Source organism: Pseudomonas sp. NY15374 (assembly GCF_048068255.1).
GTDB lineage: Bacteria > Pseudomonadota > Gammaproteobacteria > Pseudomonadales > Pseudomonadaceae > Aquipseudomonas > Aquipseudomonas machongensis.
The window spans coordinates 142620-160550 of record NZ_JBLUPZ010000001.1; the positions used below are offsets into that span (position 1 = coordinate 142620).

16 protein-coding genes and 1 pseudogene are annotated in these 17931 nt (G+C 58.5%); 3 read left to right on the plus strand and 14 right to left on the minus strand.

Translation table 11 applies throughout. The features are described from left to right. Window positions 1-608 precede the first annotated feature (608 nt). A complete protein-coding gene (locus ACNFHO_RS00885; protein ID WP_019099003.1) occupies window positions 609-1526 on the plus strand; it encodes a LysR family transcriptional regulator in 918 nt (305 codons plus the stop codon). 69 nt (window positions 1527-1595) lie between these two features. On the opposite strand, the gene ACNFHO_RS00890 is transcribed toward ACNFHO_RS00885, so the two are convergent. Together ACNFHO_RS00890 and ACNFHO_RS00895 are read right to left on the minus strand one after the other, a co-directional pair. Next, window positions 1596-3068: an aldehyde dehydrogenase family protein gene (locus ACNFHO_RS00890; protein ID WP_026020471.1), complete on the minus strand. Its 1473-nt coding sequence runs from the start codon at window positions 3066-3068 to the stop codon at window positions 1596-1598. A gap of 102 nt (window positions 3069-3170) precedes the next feature. Continuing rightward, window positions 3171-4580: an APC family permease gene (locus ACNFHO_RS00895; protein ID WP_416764824.1), complete on the minus strand. Its 1410-nt coding sequence runs from the start codon at window positions 4578-4580 to the stop codon at window positions 3171-3173. A 404-nt stretch (window positions 4581-4984) separates the two neighbouring features. On the opposite strand from ACNFHO_RS00895, the gene ACNFHO_RS00900 reads away from it, so the two are divergent. Next, window positions 4985-6325 (plus strand): hypothetical protein, encoded by a 1341-nt coding sequence (locus ACNFHO_RS00900; protein ID WP_019099000.1) that lies wholly within the window; start codon window positions 4985-4987, stop codon window positions 6323-6325. A gap of 86 nt (window positions 6326-6411) precedes the next feature. Here ACNFHO_RS00900 and ACNFHO_RS00905 read toward each other — a convergent pair whose 3' ends face one another. The 3 genes and pseudogenes from ACNFHO_RS00905 to ACNFHO_RS00915 form a co-directional block, all read right to left on the minus strand. Further along, window positions 6412-6945, minus strand: coding sequence for an STY4534 family ICE replication protein (locus ACNFHO_RS00905; protein ID WP_019098999.1), 534 nt, complete (start codon window positions 6943-6945; stop codon window positions 6412-6414). Between the two features lie 741 nt (window positions 6946-7686). Beyond that, the gene (locus tag ACNFHO_RS00910) at window positions 7687-9654 is read right to left on the minus strand and encodes a DNA topoisomerase III (RefSeq protein WP_019098998.1); all 1968 of its coding nucleotides are present in this window, start codon (window positions 9652-9654) and stop codon (window positions 7687-7689) included. A gap of 97 nt (window positions 9655-9751) precedes the next feature. Continuing rightward, window positions 9752-10096, minus strand: a pseudogene (locus ACNFHO_RS00915) (helix-turn-helix domain-containing protein). Window positions 10097-10237: 141 nt separating this feature from the next. Between ACNFHO_RS00915 and ACNFHO_RS00920 the strand changes: the two are divergent. Continuing rightward, a complete protein-coding gene (locus ACNFHO_RS00920; RefSeq protein ID WP_019098996.1) occupies window positions 10238-10465 on the plus strand; it encodes a hypothetical protein in 228 nt (75 codons plus the stop codon). A 90-nt stretch (window positions 10466-10555) separates the two neighbouring features. Here ACNFHO_RS00920 and ACNFHO_RS00925 read toward each other — a convergent pair whose 3' ends face one another. The 9 genes from ACNFHO_RS00925 to ACNFHO_RS00965 all read right to left on the minus strand — a co-directional run bounded on the left by ACNFHO_RS00925 (window position 10556) and on the right by ACNFHO_RS00965 (window position 17725). After that, window positions 10556-10984, minus strand: coding sequence for a single-stranded DNA-binding protein (locus ACNFHO_RS00925; protein ID WP_019098995.1), 429 nt, complete (start codon window positions 10982-10984; stop codon window positions 10556-10558). A gap of 5 nt (window positions 10985-10989) precedes the next feature. Further along, window positions 10990-11484, minus strand: a complete 495-nt coding sequence (locus tag ACNFHO_RS00930; RefSeq protein ID WP_019098994.1) for a DUF3158 family protein — start codon at window positions 11482-11484, stop codon at window positions 10990-10992. Continuing rightward, window positions 11481-12236 (minus strand): PFL_4669 family integrating conjugative element protein, encoded by a 756-nt coding sequence (locus ACNFHO_RS00935; protein ID WP_416764828.1) that lies wholly within the window; start codon window positions 12234-12236, stop codon window positions 11481-11483. Before ACNFHO_RS00935 ends, ACNFHO_RS00930 begins: the two co-directional genes overlap by 4 nt. 151 nt (window positions 12237-12387) lie before the next feature. After that, window positions 12388-13605 (minus strand): STY4528 family pathogenicity island replication protein, encoded by a 1218-nt coding sequence (locus tag ACNFHO_RS00940; protein ID WP_019098992.1) that lies wholly within the window; start codon window positions 13603-13605, stop codon window positions 12388-12390. Continuing rightward, entirely contained in the window at window positions 13599-14150 is a 552-nt protein-coding gene (locus ACNFHO_RS00945; RefSeq protein ID WP_019098991.1) for a DUF2857 domain-containing protein, read from the minus strand. The genes ACNFHO_RS00940 and ACNFHO_RS00945 overlap by 7 nt, the downstream gene beginning before the upstream one ends. 16 nt (window positions 14151-14166) lie before the next feature. Next, window positions 14167-15714, minus strand: coding sequence for a ParB family protein (locus tag ACNFHO_RS00950; RefSeq protein ID WP_019098990.1), 1548 nt, complete (start codon window positions 15712-15714; stop codon window positions 14167-14169). 14 nt (window positions 15715-15728) lie between these two features. After that, window positions 15729-16607 (minus strand): ParA family protein, encoded by an 879-nt coding sequence (locus ACNFHO_RS00955; RefSeq protein ID WP_019098989.1) that lies wholly within the window; start codon window positions 16605-16607, stop codon window positions 15729-15731. Between the two features lie 2 nt (window positions 16608-16609). Next, on the minus strand, window positions 16610-16825 hold the full coding sequence (locus ACNFHO_RS00960) for an AlpA family transcriptional regulator (protein WP_019098988.1): 216 nt from the start codon (window positions 16823-16825) through the stop codon (window positions 16610-16612). Window positions 16826-16939: 114 nt separating this feature from the next. Next, complete coding sequence (locus tag ACNFHO_RS00965) at window positions 16940-17725, minus strand: hypothetical protein (RefSeq protein WP_157223005.1); 786 nt, start codon at window positions 17723-17725, stop codon at window positions 16940-16942. Window positions 17726-17931: the final 206 nt, after the last annotated feature.

The following is a 17931-nucleotide window of genomic DNA, read 5'->3' on the forward strand; positions in this document are numbered from 1 at the left end:
TTTTAAGATGAAGGTCAGCTCCTTTCCTTGTCTCTGAACCACCTATTAATTAATAGTGTGGTTTCGGAGGTTCGCAGATAATATTATTTTCAATTCATTGCTGCGTGCAATATCGGTTTTGGGATTGTTTGATCGCAATTCGTGATTGTGTAGCTTGGAATCCATTGGGTTGGGTATCACAAGAGTTTGAGCACAGATTTACGTTAGCGTTTTGTCAAGTCGAGAAATTTGAGCGCTCTGGAGCGATGTGCTTTTGAGGGCTGTGCCCGCATCAGGGGCGTGGAAGTGGGTAGAGAGTGTTACCGATTCGAGACGACTTGTTACCCATTTATTACTATTTGCCATTGAATTCATAGCTTTATAGATCAAATATGGGTATTCATGGCGTGCCTAGAGCACGGTTTGGCCGTGCATCGAGCTTATGTCGCTGCGCTGCAAATCGCCACATCATCGCTCATAGGGCCAGATTGCTGCGCTGGGTTGGTGCGAGGAGTGTGAAAAGGCGTATTGCTCGACATCTATGCTCCTACAGGCCTTCGATGGTTATGATCTTTGCACGAATCTTGCTTAATATTTAGCTTCGACAATCTCCATGAGCAGAGCCCCCCATGGATACAAGACAATTAATCTTGGCCTCCAGACTTGCTGAAACCTTGCATTTCGGCAAGACTGCCGAAATTGAGAATATTGCCCAGTCAGGGTTGAGCGCACAAATCGCGAAGCTGGAAAACGAGCTCGGCTTCAAGTTGTTCGAGCGTACCAGTCATCGCGTGTCTCTTACTGATGCGGGTCAAACATTTATCGAAAGAGCACGAGTTTTGCTAAACGATTTGAAAAATACGGTCTTGGAGTGCCGGGCTATTGCGGAAAGTAGCCGTGGTGTCCTGAAGCTTGGCTTCTTTGGAGAGGCGGCTGGAGAGCTAACGCACCTAATATTTTCATTGTTCCAAAAGAGTAATCCGGACATTCGGTTAGTGGTTACCGAGCTCTCGATGACCAATCAGGTGCAGGCGTTGATTTCCGGAAAAGTGGATGCAGCACTCATTCGACTTCCGGTTTGCGATCCGCGTCTTGAGTTCGATGTCATGTTTGATGAGCCTCGTGTTGCGGCGGTGCCCATAAATCATGAGATGGCCGATGCTCCGATATTGCGAATGGCCGATATTGTCGAGCAGCCGTTTGCAGTTGCAGGGGAGGGGGCGCCTTCCGAGTGGGCCGCTTACTGGAGCTTGGCAAACGAGAGGCCTGGCCGCATTGGTGCATATGTGCAGTCGATTCCTGAGAGTCTGGCCGCTGTTGCCTACGGTGGAGCTTTCGATACCTATCCACTGACTGCCACGCGTCTATACACGCATCCAGGTGTCCGATATGTGCCTTTGGCGGATGCGCCTCGTAGCACCTTGGCCATCGCGACGGTCGCAGGCAATCGTTCTCCAGCTGTGCGATCGCTGCGGCGTTGTGTAAACGAGATCATTGAAAGCTCGTTATCGTACATTCCAGAGGCTCGGCGGGCCCAGGTAGCCTGATCACCGCCGAGTATCATGCAGAATGGATATCACGTAGAACCCGGTCGGTTGCCTGGCCGGGTGTGCACATCAGAAAGGGTAATGGCGAGGTTGGCGTTGCACCGATACCCATTGGATTGTTGTGAACTCGTCGATTGCCCAATCACCATTGAACCGACCGAGGCCGGAGTTCTTCTCTCCACCGAATGGGACGTTGGCGGCATCTGCGACTGGGATGTCATTGACGTGCGCCATGCCGGAATGAATCCTCCGGGCAAACTGCACACCTCGATCCAAATCGCCGCTGAACACTGCTGCTGAAAGTCCGAACTGGGTATTGTTGGCCAGCTCAAGCGCATGATCTGCGTTGTCCGCACGCATCAAGCCCGCAATCGGGCCGAAAATCTCTTCGACCGCCAGCTCCATGTGAGGTTTAACCTCGGTGAAGACATGAGGAGCGAAGACCAAGTCTTGAGACTCTCCAGCATAGGCCAGTACGGCGCCTTCACGCTTGGCTAGGGCTACCTTCTGGGTCAGGCCATTGAATTGCTTCTGGTTGATCACTGGGCCAACTGCCGTTTGCGGGTCTCTCGGATCACCAATAACGAGCTTGCTCACCCGCTGGATGAACAAGGAAGCGAAATCATCATAGATCGAGTCTTCGACGATGATCCTGTTAATGGCCATGCAGATTTGGCCTTGGTGCAGGAACTTGCCTACTACTGCAGCGTGTACAGCGAGTTCAAGGTCAGCGTCTGCCAATACCACGAATGGGTTGTTGCCCCCCAGTTCGAGGGCAACGTGTTTGAGGTAGTCACCGCTACTCGCTTGGCGAGCGATGTTCTGGCCAATTGGGGTCGACCCCGTGAATGAAATGAAGCTCGGGACAGGGTGGGACACGAAGTCGTCGCCGATTTCGGCACCAGCTCCCACGACCACGCTGAGCAGGCCTGACGGAAGCCCTGCCTCCTCGAAGATTCGTGCGAGAAGGAGTCCTCCAGTCACCGGGGTGTCACTGGCCGGTTTCACAACGGCTGCGTTACCAAGAGCCAGTGCCGGGGCCAGGGAGCGTTGGGTTAAGTGGAATGGAAAGTTCCAGGGACTAATGACGCCCACGACGCCCAGTGGGCGTCGGTAAACGCGGCTTTCCTTGTTCGGGATATCCGACTCTACAATTCGACCATGTACACGGTTTGGGAACGATGCAGCCTCTACAGTGATGCCCTTGGCTGTTGCCCACTCGATCTCGGCCTTAACACGCGTACTGCCCGATTCTGCGATGATCCACTCCACGATCTCTTCGCGACGCTCATCGAAGATCTGGGCTGCACGGAGCATGATTGCAGCACGAGCAGTGGGTCCTGTTTCTGCCCAGGCAACCTGAGCCTCTTTGGCCCGCGCGTAGGCTTCGTTCAAATCATCTTTGCTGGCCAGGGGGATTTCGATCAATGGTCTACGTGTGTAAGGGTCGCTAACAGTCATCGATCGACCTGTGCTGCCCTCGCGCCAGATTCCGGCGATGGGTTGCAGGTTAAACGAGGCATATGGTTGAGGCTTATTCATTGTTATCTCCAAAATCACGTGGTCAGAATCAACCACTTGCATCGCTCGATAGCCTTGAATTGGTGCGGCTAGCGTTCTGTTTTCTGTTTGTTATGCCGTCTGTCAGGAGGCCGCGTTGGTTGCGTGGAGCTTGTCTTTAGCCCGGTAGCCATTGAGTAGGCCTAGCACTGCGGCGATCAGCACTAGCCACGGTAGGTAGGTGGCTAACCCTTCTTTGGTGCCGGTGAGTTCGCTGAAGTTTTTCACTGCGAGGAACACCGCGAATGCAAGGCCACCGCCACCCAGGGTTGGAGCAATCACCCCCTGCCAAGAACTGCACTTTTTGGTTTTGACGGTGAAGCCAACCACTGCGGCGGCGCCAAGCGTTTGCAGTGCCAGAATGGCAAGCGTCCCCAGGCCGACCATCCACATGTACAGGTGTTGAATTGGATCAGAATTGGCGACCATGAATGCGCCGACGACAAGGGCTGTGGCTATCGACAATGTCAAGCTGGCGACATGAGGGCTCGCATGTTTCGGGTGTACACGGCTGAGTGGCTTCGGTACGAAGTGGCTACGTGCGAGTGCGAAGAGGTAGCGGCTGAGGGCATTGTGGAAGGACAGCAGCACTGCAAAGACACTAGAGACAACGAGGAGCTTCATGACCTCTGTCGAGAGGGAGCCCACATACTGGGTGTTGGCATTGAAGACGAAATTCACCATGTCCGCCCCGGCGATGGCTTGGACGTCGCTGTTTGCGTAGGCGAGCCCGATGCTCCAGGTGGTGAAGGTGTAGAAGATCCCGATGATTGCAATAGCTACATAGGTAGCAAGGGGGACGGTACGGTTTGGGTTCTTGGCTTCTTCACCGTAGAGCGTGGTGGATTCGAATCCAACGAAACAGCAGAACGCAAACATCAGCGCTACGCCCAGGCCAGGGGTGAATACCTGAGAGGGTAAGAAACCGTTCCAGCTCAGCTTTCCAATATCAGTCTGTGCGATGACTGCGACGTCAAAGATCACCAAAATCAGGATTTCAAAGATCATCAACACGCCTAGTACCTTGGCCGATACCTTCACGTCCAGGTAGCCAAATACGCCGACCAGGCCAATGATTAGCAGCGCCACAATACGCCAATCGACCTGCATGCCGGCGAAGGAAGAGGCAAGCTCAGCTCCAAAGGCCGCGAATTGGCCGTAGATGCCGGCGAGCATTGCGATGTAGGCCAGTAAGGCTATGCCGCCTGCAGCGTTGCCTGCGGGACGGCCTAGGCCATGACTTACAAGTTCAGCAAATCCGCCCGCGCTGATCACATGGCGGCTCATCGCCGCAAAACCGATCGCGAACAGTAATAGCACCAGCGAGGCGATGAGGTAGATTCCGGGCGCGCCAGCACCCCCCATTGCGAATACAACCGGGCCTGCGCCTAAGGTAGCGCCAAGCGGAGCCGCAGCCGCGATGACAAAAAAAACGATGTCTGAGACACCAAGAGATTTGGGCTTCAGCCCTTGTTGTGCCGTGTCATTTTGCATGCAGACCTCCCCTAACAGCGGGACAGTTTTTGGAGTAGTTATTGGTCTAAGGATTCTTCGCCTGCTTGTGGGGGCTGGCAATCGCGAAAGCCTGATCGTTCAATCTAGGAGGGCGATTGAGCTGTGAGTGCCCCCCATGCTCTGGCATTGGCCGAGGCCCTTGGTGTTCTGCAGGCGGCTCTAGACCTGCTAATCGATCAAAATCGGGTTTCGTGATCAATTGATCTCCAGTCTGCTGTTGCCATCTCTGCCATAGGCACAAAGAATCAAAGCTCAGCTTGAAGAATTAGTAAGTGCTGATAATTCGATAGCTTTGATCTGCAGATTTTCTGATGGTTTTTTTAAATATTCCATAAGCCCTGCCAAATTACTTTGCCAATAACACAACAAAGAAAGAGCGAATCATGACCTACAAGTCTGGTGGTGGAAGAGTTGCGCGTGCGGTAATTGCCTATTCGGCAGTGACTTTGATTTTTTCGGCCAAAGTTGGCGCATACGAGTTGTATAACGAAGGTGGCAGGTCGCTGAACGCTGATCTCGAAGCAGTATTTGCTGCCTTTCACAGTGATGAAAGTTATGCTACTACCGGAACAAAGAGTGTCGGATCTTCAAACTGGCGCGAAGGCTACGTGAAGTATGGCCTAAATGGCAGCGCGGAGCTATCAGGCAAGTCTAGTGTTTATGGAAAGTTAAACTTTTTGAGTTCGGGTACCTGGGGAGACGGTGATGCTGCTGGTTTCACCGTAGGTACAGAGCGACGTACAGCGGTCGAGGATGCCTACATCGGGTGGCGTTCCGGCGAGCTTTTTTCGTCTCTGGGTTCAAACGGGATCGACATCTCCGCAGGCCGGCAAGAAGTTGTCGTTGGCGACGGATTCTTGATCAAGGGTGATGCGCTGAATTTCGGCGACGTAGACCTCGGTGACAATTTTGACCGGGGTGGCGCTTACTACCTGGCATCCCGTAAGGCCCTTAACCGCACTGCGGTTGTTAGAGTCGGTGGTGATCATGGATGGCGTGGAGACCTGATGTGGCTGGACTCCAACAACCGTGCACAGGCTGAAACGGAGTTGGCCGTCTCAACGCTCGAGCATGTTGCAGAGGAGGGTACCCTGGGGTTTACTTACATCAAAGGCTTGGACGTCAATAAGCGGTTTGCTACACCTTTCCAGGCAGAGCGGGATGGCATGGAAACGGCCAGCATTCGGGGGACGGGATCGCTCGGTGTAAAAGATCTCAATCTGGCCTTCGAGTATGCGACCCAAGATCGGGATAGTGGTCGTGAGAATGCTTGGTACCTGGAGGGCAGCTGGACATTCTCTGAAGGCCCATGGTCTCCCACCGCAACCTATCGCTATAGCCGCTTCTCCGAGTCCTTCGATCCTCTATTTTACGGGTTGAGCCGTGGCTACGGCACCTGGTTCCAGGGTGAGGTTGCATCCAACTATGCGGGGCCATTCAACACGAACACGCGTGTGCAGCACGTAGGCCTTAAAGCCACGCCTGTGGAGAGCCTGACAGTCGGAGCCCTGTACTTCAATTTCGATCCAATCAGTCGAAATGAGAGCAACCTCGGAGGGGACGAGGTTGATCTGTATGCTGAGTGGAAGTTGAACGATCATCTAATGATTAGCCCGGTGGTTGGCTTCTACAAGCCCGACAGGAGCGAAAATCGGGGGGGCCTGCAGTTGGGCAGCAATGACACCAACACGTACTTTCAGCTCATAGTCGGCACATTCTTCTAGCTCGCAACGAGCTTTCCATGGCGACCTCCGACGTGAATGAACAGCAGGCGCTCATAAGAGCGCCTGCTGCGGGCGGTCAACCTGCCTCAAGCAGACTGACGTGCGGCGGTGGATTGATGTGCAGCGGGTGGGTTTGGCTGGCCTTGGTCAGCGTCATTACCCGCCTGTTCTAACTCTGCTGCTTCAGCAGCCTCAGGAACGGCGGCAGCGTCGGTGCGAGCCGGCGCACGGTAGCTGAACTGGCCATCGACCTTGATCCACTCAATGAAGATCAGTCGGCCTTTGAGGCTGGCGCCGGGTTGCCCTTTGCGTTCGCCTTTCTCGTACATGAACGGATCGACCCAGAGGTCGCCGATGCGAAACGCGATAAGGACCTTGCGTTCCGCGCGGACATCTTCCAGGTGTTCACGGATCAGCCGGTCGGCTTCACCGCTGGCGACCTTGCAGTCGAAGCGGGTGTACTCGACGTCGTCCGAGGCACCGTGCAAGGCAGCGATGTCACAGGCCATGAACGCTTGGCCGCGGCGGACCGGGACTTCGCGAACACGGTTCAGGTAACCGATGCCTTGGGTGTGCAAGTTGAAGTAGGTGGTGGGGGCGTTATTGCTTGCAGTAGTCATGATGGAGCTCCTGTTCAGCAGAACGCGGACATCCACCGGCCCTGGCGGCTGGTGAGTTCCGCAAGGGGAGGTGCAAACACATGATCGGTCGAGAAGGCGCTCATCACCGATGGGACGGTGACCGTGCGAGCTGCCGAGCGCGAGTCGCACTTTGGGGAAGAACCACCCGAAACGGGCGTAGCCTCGAAGGCCCTGGCTACCTGGGTGCTGTCATCGACAGCGGTTTGCAGCTCATCTATAAAACGCCGCGAAAGGCCCGTCAACCATGGTCTTCAGGCGCTCTGAACGGGCGGAATCGGGTGGCTTTCGGTGGATTGTCGGCGGCGAAAAAATAGCCCGACGGTCATCAGGCTAGGAGGAGTTGGACCACCCTTGACCCGGCGATGTGGCACCGAAGTCCGTCGCAGACCTCCACTGCCGATCCACCTGGATCAACCGACCCTTGTCGTGGCCTGGGTCGGAATCAACTGGCACGCATCCGCGCACAAAAGGTGCCCAGTGTTTCGCCGGCGGGCACCGGAGCTGAGCATCGTCGCCGAAGCGGATGACCCCTGCGGCCTGGTGCAAGCCGCACGGGTCATCCACCTGGGAGACTTGGAACACTGAGAAGTCATCCGCAGATGTGCTGAAGTGTGGCTCCGAACTCTAGGAGTCTGACCGAACTGCCCGGAGCGAATCGGTCTAGGTCGCCAAGCGGCGAGGGGCCAGATCACTACACCAGCGCTGTGGTGTGCGGTCAAGTCATGTGTTTTTCGCCCGCTTGGTTTTTGCCACCGGTTTAGTGCCCTTGCATTCGGGGTAGCGGATACACGACCAGAAGCTGCCGGTGCGACCTTTGCGCTGGCGCATGGCGCTGCGGCACACCGGGCAGAACGGCCCCTTGCTGGGTGGCGGGCGCAAGGTGAGTGTGGCGTTACTGCGCACCAGTCGAGTCAGCCATTCTGCCTGCTTGGCGAGAAAAATCTCGACGCTCAGCTGGCCCGACTCGATGCGGTCCAGCGCCTGCTCCCACAGCGCGGTCATCACCGGGTCGGCTACTTCTGGCGGCACCGCTTCGATCAAGGTATGCGCTGCGGCTGAGGCGGCCAGACTGCGTTTCTTCTTGGACAGGTATCCGTGGTCGATCAGGCCCTGGATGATGGCCGCGCGGGTGGCCTCGGTACCGAGCCCGCAACTGTCCTTGAGCTTCTGCTTCAGGCGCGGATCGGCCACCTGGTTGGCGATGGTCTTCATCGCTTTGACCAGCGTGCCCTCGGTATAGGCCTTGGGCGGCTGCGTGCGCTGTGCGTTGAGCGTGGCGTCGAACAGCGCCACCGTCGCGGATTCACGCAACGTCGGCAAGCACTGCGCCTGTTCGGCCGGCTCGGTACCGTCGGCCTCGTTGATCGCTGCCTTCCAGCCGCGAACCAGGATCTGTTTGCCGCGCGCCACCAGGTGGTCTGTCTGGCTGTGCAGTAGCGCCTGGGTTTTCAGGTACTCGTGCTCGGGCATGAACTGCGCGAGGTAGCGGGCGCGAATTAGCGTGTAAACCGCCCGCTCGCGCTCGGAGAGCTGCGCCAAATCCAGGGTGACAGCAGTAGGAATGATGCCGTGGTGCGCGGTGATCTTGCTGCTGTTCCAGGCACGGGAGCGGCGGCTGGTGTCCACCTCTTTCAGAACTGCCCCCAGCGATGGCGCAGCGGCGGCCAAGGTGTGGAGCACGCGCGGCACTTCATCGAGCATGCTCTCCGGCAGGTAGCCGCAATCGGTCCTCGGATAGGACGTCGCCTTGTGGGTTTCATACAGGGCCTGGGCAGCAGCCAGGGTCTCCTGTGCACCCAGTCCGAGCTTGGCCGAGCAGATCTCTTGCAGCGTGCCCAGGTCGAACGGTAGCGGTGGGCCTTCGCGCACGCGCTCGACTTCGACATTGTCGATCTCGGCGGTGCCGGCTTGAATGAGGCGTCTCAGCGCCTGCTGTGCGGCGGTTTCGTCAATACAGCGTCCAACCGCATCGCTGACCGCGGTCGGGGGCTGCCAGCGCGCTTGAAAGCGGATCCCGTCCTGCTCCAGGTGTGCATCGACGGTCCAGAATGGCTGCGGCACAAAGCTGGCGATCGCCCGGTCGCGCTCGACCACCAAGCGCAGGGTGGGCGTCTGTACGCGTCCCACCGGCAGCAGTCCATCGAAACCGGCGCGGCGGCCGAGCAGCGTGAACAGCCGGCTCAGGTTGATGCCGACCAGCCAGTCGGCACGGGAGCGGGCGAGGGCACAGTGGTACAGCGGCAGGGTCTGTTCCCCTGGACGCAAGCTGGCCAAGGCACGGCGGATTGACGCCTCATCCAGGGCGGAGAGCCACAGGCGCAGGATTGGCCCGTGGTACTGGCAGCGCTCGAGGATTTCCCGGGCGATCATCTCGCCTTCGCGGTCGGCATCGGTGGCGATGATCACTTCGCTGCAGGTGCGCAGCAGCTGGCCGATCACCTTGAGTTGACCTGCGACCTTGGGCTTGGCCACCAGTTGCCAGCGGCTAGGAATGATCGGCAGATCGTCCAGCGACCAGCGCTTGTAGTCGCCGTAGGCTTCAGGCGGTGCAGTCTCCAACAAATGACCGACGCACCAGGTGACAGTGACGTTCTGCCCCTTCAGGCAGCCATCACCGCGGCGGCTGGCCTGCAGCACCCGGGCGATGTCGCGCGCTTGGGAAGGTTTCTCGCAGATGAACAGGCGCATACACGTGCCCTCTCGGTGGGTACCGACAGGGTGGGGGTGTGGTTACGAAGCGCCAGGGGAAATCCGAAGGTGCCGCGTTCATATCGGCGGACGGGTGTTACTTGCGTTGCGCGAGGTGGCTCGCCAGCGTTTTCAGAGACTCCAAGGCGAACTGCTTATCCGCCTCATCCAGCTCTTTGATTATCGAGTTGATTTACACGCCCAAGTCCTGCGGCCGAGGGCTGATCGCCAGGAGTAGCTCGTCTGCAGGGCAGCCATACAAGTCGGCCAATTGCAGCAGCTTGGATACCGAGAGCTCAACGAAGCCTCGCTCCAGGCGCGACACCGCTTCGCCGGAGATCTGCAGGTGCTCGCCGACCTGCGCCTGGGTCAAGTGCCGGGCACGACGATACTTCGCCGGCTGGCGACCAATGTGATGTGGACTAGGCTCTTTGACGGGCAATGGGGGCGCTCTCCAATTCGACCTATATGGTCGAACAGCACCCCAAAGATATGAACGACTCTGAAGGTTGACTAACAACCTTACGGGGCGTATCACCAAGAATAAGATGGATGACTCGACCGTCACCACGGAGGCAACAACTTGCACGGAACCCACCAGAGTGAGGCAGATGCGTTAGCGATCAAGGCCTATGAGCTGTTCATGGCCACCCATCTGGAACCGGACAAGGATGCGGCTCGCGCCCGGTTGATTGCCTGGGTCCAGGAGAGTCCGCTGCACTGGCGGGCATTCCTTGCCCTGGACCAGTACTTGGCGGAAGTGAAGCAAATGCTGGAACATGAGCGGCATAGGAGTGCCAGGCGAGAATGAAGCATCGGCAGGAGCCGGTGCCCGCTGAGCTGACTGTATGGCTCCAGTGATATCGCGCTGCGGGCGGCGATTCCACTGAGTACCACGCACTTATCCGGATTTGCGTGGCGCTTTCTTGCCTCCCCCCTTGCGCGAAGTGCTGGCGTTGTCGCTGGCTTTCTCGCGCATGGTCACCGAGGCCAGGCGGTGCGGCAGAATGCCGATGCGCCGCGCCTCCACCTTGAACGTCACGCGGGCGTTGTCGTCGCTGTCCTCCCATTCCTCCTTGACCGTGCGCCCTTCAACCAGGACGCGCATGCCTTTCTGGTACAGCGTGGCCCAGTGTTCGGCGTCACGGTTCCAGAGCTCGACGGGCGCCCAATAGCCGCCGCGATCCTCGTAGCCACCTTCACGCGGTACCGGGTTGTCGAAATAGACATTCAGCCGCAGCAGGCGCCGCGGCTCATCCGGGTTGGTGTTGAACTCCTGATACTCAGGAACGCTGCCGATGTTGCCTTCACCAACAAACAAAGTACTCATGCGGGTTACTCCTCGGTGGGGGAACGGGTTAGGACGCGCTCGGCGGCCTCGAGCTTGCTGGCACCGGTGATGGCTTGACGATACAGCGACTGCAGGCTGCTCATCTGCAGGTTCAGCACTACACGGTTGGTCTCCAGCTGATACAACGCCTGCCGCAGTTCCGGGTGCAGATGCGGATGAACCAGCACCTCCTGCCACACCTGCACGCCCATGCGCAGAAAATCCGGGCTGCGCCAGCGCAGGAAATCGGTGCCCGTCGCGCTGTGCTGGACGACCAGGCGCAGCTCCAGCAACGAGAAGGGTGGCTGGGCCGTGATCGCCAGCATCACCGCCATCAACTCGGCGACCTGGGTGCGCAGGCGCAGGATCGTCTCGGCGAACTGCTGCAGCTCCCCCTTACCCTTAAAAGGCTTTAAAAGGCCTTTTAGGGAGGCACCCTGTGCGAACTCGCGATAAGCATCGGCTGACAAACGCCGGGCGATGGCTTCGGCCAGGGTCATGCCTCACCTCCGTCGTTCGTGGTGTCCGATATAGTCTGTTCCTCGGCTTCCGGCGGATTCGGGCCTTCGATTTCTGAGCGCACGTTGCTGCGGGCGATCGGCGGGGCGAACTGGGAGCGGCGCGTCCCTTCGAGAATGTCCTGCGGCAGGGTGCCAAACTTGTCGATCGCTTCGCGGGCGCGGGCGTTGTTGGCGGCCATGTCGTCCCGACTCACCCCGGCCAAGCGGTAGCGCTGCGCCAGGCCAAACAGGCTGCGCAGCAGATGGGCGCCGCCATCGATCCAGGATTCCATATCGCCCCGGCCGATCAGCGCCGTGTGGTGGGCGAGCAGCACCCGGCGGACCAGAGTGTCGTAGTCGGTGAGCAGGTAGATCGCGAGAAAGCCCAGCTGGCTGCCGATGAACAGCGGCAGGGTTACGGGGTGAATGTTGAGGTTGTCACCGACATCGACTTGCGTGGGCAGGGCCCGTTCCACGCGGCTCATTTGCTGCGTCAGCGTGGCCATGTCCAACCTGGCCTGCAGCAGCTTTTCCTCCAGCTGCAGCATGAACCAGTCCGCGTACGGATCACCCTGGCTGCTGGCGTGCTTGAGCAGGTTGGTGACGCTGATGTAACCGGGCATGCCCAGGATCGGATGTACCCCATCGCGACCGCTGCGCCCCTGCCACAGCCGTGCCGCATGGTGGGTGTGCAGGGTCAGGGTGATGCTGCTGCGCAGGGAGCCCAGATTGAGTTGGTAGTGATCGACCATCGCCAGTACCTCGCCGTCGGAATGACGCCGACGATGGGCCAATCCTTGGCTGGCAATGCGGATCAACCTGAAGGTGGATTGCTCGCATTTTCCCGAGAGTGGATGTCCCTGGAAGCGATGGCATCGACATTAGATCCATCGAGTTCCAGACCTATGTCGCTGCAGTGACGCCCCGGCAGCGTTTTTTCAGTTCCTCCAGGCATGAGAGGGCAAGTGGCGACGCGGTGCGCTGACCGCTGCGCTTGGATCGCTCTCGGGGTGGTTCCTCCGGCAGAGGTTTGGCTGAGCGTGAAGGATGGGTTGAAGATTTCTCATCCTCGGTACGCGCGGCCCACAGGGTGAACTCGCCCTGGCAGGCGCGCTTGATCAAGCCCATCAGGTAGGCGACGGGTTTTCGAATCTCACCGCGGGCGCAACGTACCGCCGCTTCATTGATCACCGCTTGTTGCTGTTCCGGCTCGAGCTGACGCATTGCCTGGGAGGCCATGCGCCGCTCGTTCGGGTTCAGCGGTAAATCCTCAGGCCACCGTGCTCGACCGAACTCCACCTGCCCCAGTACCGTACTTTTTTTGCTTTGGTTTTTCTGTACTGTACGGCCAGCGTCGGTATTCCGAACCACAGCCAAATCCGCTGCATTGCCGCAGGGTTCGGAATCTGTTGCGCCAGCCGGAGAATTCCGAACGAGGTTGTGTGCGCCAGGTTCGGAATCCTCTGTATCTGGTTCATCGCTCATCAGCGGCAGCGTTTGCTGTTGGACCGGCGGCAGCGAACCGAGGCTATCTTTGTGTATCTGAGCTACCTGCGGGTCGGCCTGGATCTCGGCGATCACATGCTGCGCCACGTCCCTGACCCCTTTGGTGGCATGGGAGAGGTTCTGCTGCAGCAGCGCCGCATAGCCGCTGTCCAGCTCAAGTTGCTCGGCCGCGGTCAACGGATCACCGTGCAGCACGTAGACGCAACCACGCAGGCAACCGTTGGCATCACGTGAGCGTTCCACCAGGCTGAGCCAGCGGGTGGTGCGCAAGACATTGAGCGCTCGGGCGATGGTTTCGCGCGAGGCCTGGGCGCCGCAGGGACTGGTCGCTAGATAGGGCTGCAGGTCTTGGTAGCGTGGCGTCTTGACCTTACGTTCGGTGATCAGCCAGCGCAGCACCTGCCAGGTGTTGCGCTCCAGTGGCGTCAGGCGGCGGTCCAGCAGCAAGGTCTGCGGCAGCGGGTTGTTGTCGCCGTAGTAGATCGTCCGCACCGCGGGCTCCTCGGTGGGGACAACCAGTTTGCCGTTCGCCGCGTACCACTCATTTCGGCGCCGGAGGGCGTCGTAGCACTGGCGCACCACGTCTTGCCAGTCGACCTCGTAAAAGCTCAGCATGGTGTGCCTCCGTACAGTTCGATCTGTTGCCAGACCAGGGTCAGGCTGATGTGTTGTTCCTCGGCCAGCATCATCATGGTGTCCAGCGGGTCGTTGTCCGGATCCTCCGTGCGCAACTGGCTCCAGCGATTCCACACGGCATGCTCCTGCGCTTCACTGAGTTGGACCGGGCGACCGCGGTGCGTCTCGATCTTCAGCACACGGCGCCGCAACGCGGTTTCCGAATGGTCCAGGCCGAAGCAGCGGTACATGATGTTGGAGCTCGCGCCCAACTTGAGCGCCCGGTTGATCAACCGCTCGTTCTGTTCGTCGCGCTCGGCCTGAACGATCAGGCGACGCAACACGGTGATGTCGACCTTCACCTCGACCCAGGCGATCGAAGAGTGCGCCAGGTGAGACAAGGTGGTCGGCGGCAACGATTGCAGCACCTCGATGTCTTCATCGGCCAGGCCCAGGGCTTTGCAGCGCTGTAACCGGCCATGGCGCAGCTCATGCAGCACCTGGTTCAACATGGCATGGTTCAACAGATTGAAAGTCGTGCTCATGAGGTGGCTCCTCACGTTATCGAGTGGACGACAGCGTCAGTTCGATCAACTGCCGGGCGTGGCGGATCAGCGAGAACAGCTGCTCCAGCTGGGCATCAGGAAGGCGTTCCAACCCCACTGTCAGGGCTGGACGGTCGATGAAGGGAAGGTCGTAGACGCCGATCAGCAACTGCCCAAACAGTGCTGCCGGCAACTGCTGGCGCTCCTTCCAGGTCACGTCGTCCTGCAGGCGCAGCAGGGCAGAAAGTAACAGCTGGATACCGGTGTGCCGTGGGCTACTATGCTCGCTATGCCCCGGTAAAAGCGTGAAACCTAGGTCGTCTGCGAGCGCGTTGACCATGTCGCCAGCGTCTGCGTAGACGGCAAGCTCGGCGGCCAACGACGCGCAGCTCGCGCGCAAGGCGCTGATCCTTTCCAGTGATGCTGCGCCTGATGGCGCCGTCACGATCGACGTCGGAACTTCCTCGACCTCTTCCAGAAGCTTCTCCGGTAATGGCTCGTCCCCCATCGCATGGGGAATATCGGGCAGGCGTGGTGTTTGCGGCGCCGAGAGGTCCGCATCAGCTTTTGCAGCTTTTGTCGGCTCGTGATTCGATACCGCAGCCGGTGCTTTTGGCGGATGTACCGGTGAAGGCGAAGACTCTGCAAGCTCAACCGATGGGCTGGGCTGAGGGGTAGGAGGGCTGTCGGCAGCGTGTAGCGAAGGGCGTTGCTCCTGGTGCAGCTCCAGAGCCAACAGACGAGGTGTCTGCTCCAAGGAAACGGACATCCTGGCAATGAGTTCATCCTGCAGCTCACCCGAATCCAGTTCCGGTTTTTCACCGTCGAACGTTGACAGAATCTCGAACCACAACAGCGGGAACTGCTCGGGGGCACCGAAGTACCGGTTCCAAATCGACTCCGCTCGCCGTCGCAAACTGATGAGGCGCACGATGGCAGATTTGCCCAGGCCCGCGTACAGCATCTGCGGGATGGCAGGGAGCAAGTGCTCGAGCGCGTCGAACATACGGCTGATGTGTGACTGCGAGATGGGATAGCCATCCTCACTCAAGCGCGCGGCGAGCTCGCGCTGGGTGAGGTGGGTGTCCGCGTATTGGAACATGTCCTGAAGCTTCGCCACGGCAAGAGCCCGCTCGATAAACGTCAACTGGCCATGCAAGTCACTCTCGGCCAGGTGCCCGAGCAAGGCATGTGACTCCGACTGCCAGGGACGGAACAGGCAATGGATACGGAAGAAGCGTTCTTCGCGCGTTTCCTGCCACAGCTCACCGAGGATGCTCAGACGGGTGTTACCGCCGTTGCGGATGATGAAATGCGGCTCATCGGGACGGCGGGTGATCGCAGGTGGCTGATCCAGACCGCGCTCGCGAATCGAAGCCTTGATGTCGTGATACAGCGGGTTGCGCACCACGCGCGGGTTGAGCTCGTAGGGGCGAAGTTGCTCGATAGTTACCACCATCGGTGTATCGCCAACGGGCGCCATGGCGAGGTCGCGGTCGTGTTTTTGAGGGAAGTGCGCCTGTTGCAACTGACGCGTGATGTCTTCGGAGGTAGGTGGCTTCATCCCTTATCCTCCGATCAGACGCGACGAAGCAGTTGTTGCCCAGCGTCAGTCACAATGCCGGGCACACGCGCGGCGAGCGCATCGACCTGCTGGGCCCATTGCGGGAATAGCTCGATGGCCAGGCCGCGCATGACCTCTGCGGCGCAAGGACTGCGGCTCCCGGACGGTGGAGTCATTTCCACTCGGTGCACGGGGAGGCCGAGCGAGGCGGCACTGGGATAGGCCACACGGTCGGGGATCACCGTGCTGCAGACGCTGACATGCGGATCGGCCTGAAAAGAGGCCTGTAGGCTCCGCATGATCAAGCGCGTATCGCGGCGGTTGGCATTGACCTGATTGAGCAGCAACTTTACCGATGGCAAGTCAACGCCGAGATAGCGGTAGGGTTCCAGCTCTTCGAACAGAGCCAGCGTACCCCGGCGCAGCTCCCGAGCGGCGAGCATTTCCGGCGGGACCGGGCACAACGTGCAAGAGGAGGCGAGGATGACCATCTCCACGACCACGCTGCGTGCGCCCTGGGTGTCGATGATGAGCACATCGTAATGCTCCTCAAAGGCCGGCAGCAGGTTGCGCAGGCGCAAACGGCCATCGGCCGCGTGCAGCAACAGGGTACTGATGTGCCCGGCGCGGTCGTTGGAGATGATCAGATCGAGGTGCTGGATGACAGTGGCAGAGATCACCTGATCAGGCGCCGTGAGCCGCTGTGCTATAAGTTCGTAGCTACCGGCCTCACGTGCCTCGCTCATGGCGTAGTAGCTGGACAGCGTTGGTTGGCTGTCCAGGTCCAGTAGCAGAACGCGAAGGCCGGCATCGGCGAGCACGCCGCCCAGGTTGGCGGCGACGGTAGTCTTGCCCGCGCCGCCCTTGGTCGAGATCAGCGAGAGGACGTCCATGATCAGTCCCCCGTGGACAGTCGGTCCTGAACCCACTGTTCGATTTCCAGAGAATCCCAACCGACAGCGCGGGTGCCGATGCGCCGGCATTGCGGGAATTGGCCAGCCTTCATCAGGTTGTAGATGTGCGAGCGTTTGAAGCCGGTTTTCTGCTCAACTTCGTCGCGGCGCATGATGTGGCGGTCGGCAGGCCGAGGGGTAGGGCTGGTCGGTTGCATGATGTCACTCCGTAGCGCCGGGTGGCGTGTGATGGGATGTCACCTCATAGTGAAGCCGGTCCGGACATACAAATCATTGCCAGGCAATGGCTGGTATAGCCTGGCAACGAGACTTTAGAGCCGCGACGCTTGATCTAAATGACGCCGAGCTTCGGCAAATTTCCGATCAAGGGTGCGCTTGCTGAGGCCTGGAGTTTTAGGGAATCCCAGTGTGATCGCTTCGACAATGGCGGTTTGGTTTTTATAGATGGACCGTACTCGTCCGCTCGCAGATTTGCCCACGCTTACCGCCAGAAGTGATCCGATTATTATATAGAGTACGGTAGTATCGGTTTCGCGAGAGGTGTTCACATTGGTGCCGTCTCCTCTATTTGTGTTGTTCATGTCTCTGCAGGCTGAGAGCTCTTGCTCAAGTTGTATCAAATGCTGGCGCAGGCTGTTGAGTTCGGCTGAAGTGGCGTCTAGCCTCGCTTTCTGTGTCAAAAAAATAGCTAGCGGGATGCACGATGCGTGCTTGTCAGAATTATTAAGCAGGAATATTGGTATATCGTCTGGATAGAAACTATCAATCCAAATTCGGAAATCAGCGTGCCGAATGGTTATGTAGGGTTTAATAGCTTCATGGAAACTCTCAACAGGCTTGCCCAAGAAGCTGGCTGGCAGCTCCTGGCGCGCAATGGCATCATATATCCTTTCGACGTAAGTATGTAGTGCAGGCCATTGTGGAAAGTGTGTTTTGAGTTCTTGAGGGTTATAGAGTGCTAAGTCAGTTATCTGGGAGTAGTGCTCCTGCAAATTACTCCAGAGGATGGCTGCATCAAGGGGGCGGTAGAAATTTTTTGAAATCATGGGCTTGGACCCCGCAGCTCTTCCATGAAGTAAACACGCTACCTCGTCCATGACTCTTCCCAATGAGAGGAGGTGTGGTTTTTCGAGGTTACGGAGTCAGTGACATCTACTTGTCGCTAAGGTTCGAGTTGGATTGTAATAAATTAGCCTAAGCTTAGATTTGCTGGTCATGAAGTGTCATCTGTGGGTTTTGTATCCGGCTTTAGTCTATATTTTGCACTGGTGCTGAAAGGCCCGATTTTCAACCGCTGATTATT

Coding starts and splice junctions, on each gene's coding strand:
- ACNFHO_RS00885 (WP_019099003.1), top strand. CDS start 609: ATGGATACAAGACAATTAATCTTGGCCTCCAGACTTGCTGAAACCTTG.
- ACNFHO_RS00890 (WP_026020471.1), bottom strand. CDS start 3,068: ATGAATAAGCCTCAACCATATGCCTCGTTTAACCTGCAACCCATCGCC.
- ACNFHO_RS00895 (WP_416764824.1), bottom strand. CDS start 4,580: ATGCAAAATGACACGGCACAACAAGGGCTGAAGCCCAAATCTCTTGGT.
- ACNFHO_RS00900 (WP_019099000.1), top strand. CDS start 4,985: ATGACCTACAAGTCTGGTGGTGGAAGAGTTGCGCGTGCGGTAATTGCC.
- ACNFHO_RS00905 (WP_019098999.1), bottom strand. CDS start 6,945: ATGACTACTGCAAGCAATAACGCCCCCACCACCTACTTCAACTTGCAC.
- ACNFHO_RS00910 (WP_019098998.1), bottom strand. CDS start 9,654: ATGCGCCTGTTCATCTGCGAGAAACCTTCCCAAGCGCGCGACATCGCC.
- ACNFHO_RS00925 (WP_019098995.1), bottom strand. CDS start 10,984: ATGAGTACTTTGTTTGTTGGTGAAGGCAACATCGGCAGCGTTCCTGAG.
- ACNFHO_RS00930 (WP_019098994.1), bottom strand. CDS start 11,484: ATGACCCTGGCCGAAGCCATCGCCCGGCGTTTGTCAGCCGATGCTTAT.
- ACNFHO_RS00935 (WP_416764828.1), bottom strand. CDS start 12,236: ATGGTCGATCACTACCAACTCAATCTGGGCTCCCTGCGCAGCAGCATC.
- ACNFHO_RS00940 (WP_019098992.1), bottom strand. CDS start 13,605: ATGCTGAGCTTTTACGAGGTCGACTGGCAAGACGTGGTGCGCCAGTGC.
- ACNFHO_RS00945 (WP_019098991.1), bottom strand. CDS start 14,150: ATGAGCACGACTTTCAATCTGTTGAACCATGCCATGTTGAACCAGGTG.
- ACNFHO_RS00950 (WP_019098990.1), bottom strand. CDS start 15,714: ATGAAGCCACCTACCTCCGAAGACATCACGCGTCAGTTGCAACAGGCG.
- ACNFHO_RS00955 (WP_019098989.1), bottom strand. CDS start 16,607: ATGGACGTCCTCTCGCTGATCTCGACCAAGGGCGGCGCGGGCAAGACT.
- ACNFHO_RS00960 (WP_019098988.1), bottom strand. CDS start 16,825: ATGCAACCGACCAGCCCTACCCCTCGGCCTGCCGACCGCCACATCATG.
- ACNFHO_RS00965 (WP_157223005.1), bottom strand. CDS start 17,725: ATGGACGAGGTAGCGTGTTTACTTCATGGAAGAGCTGCGGGGTCCAAG.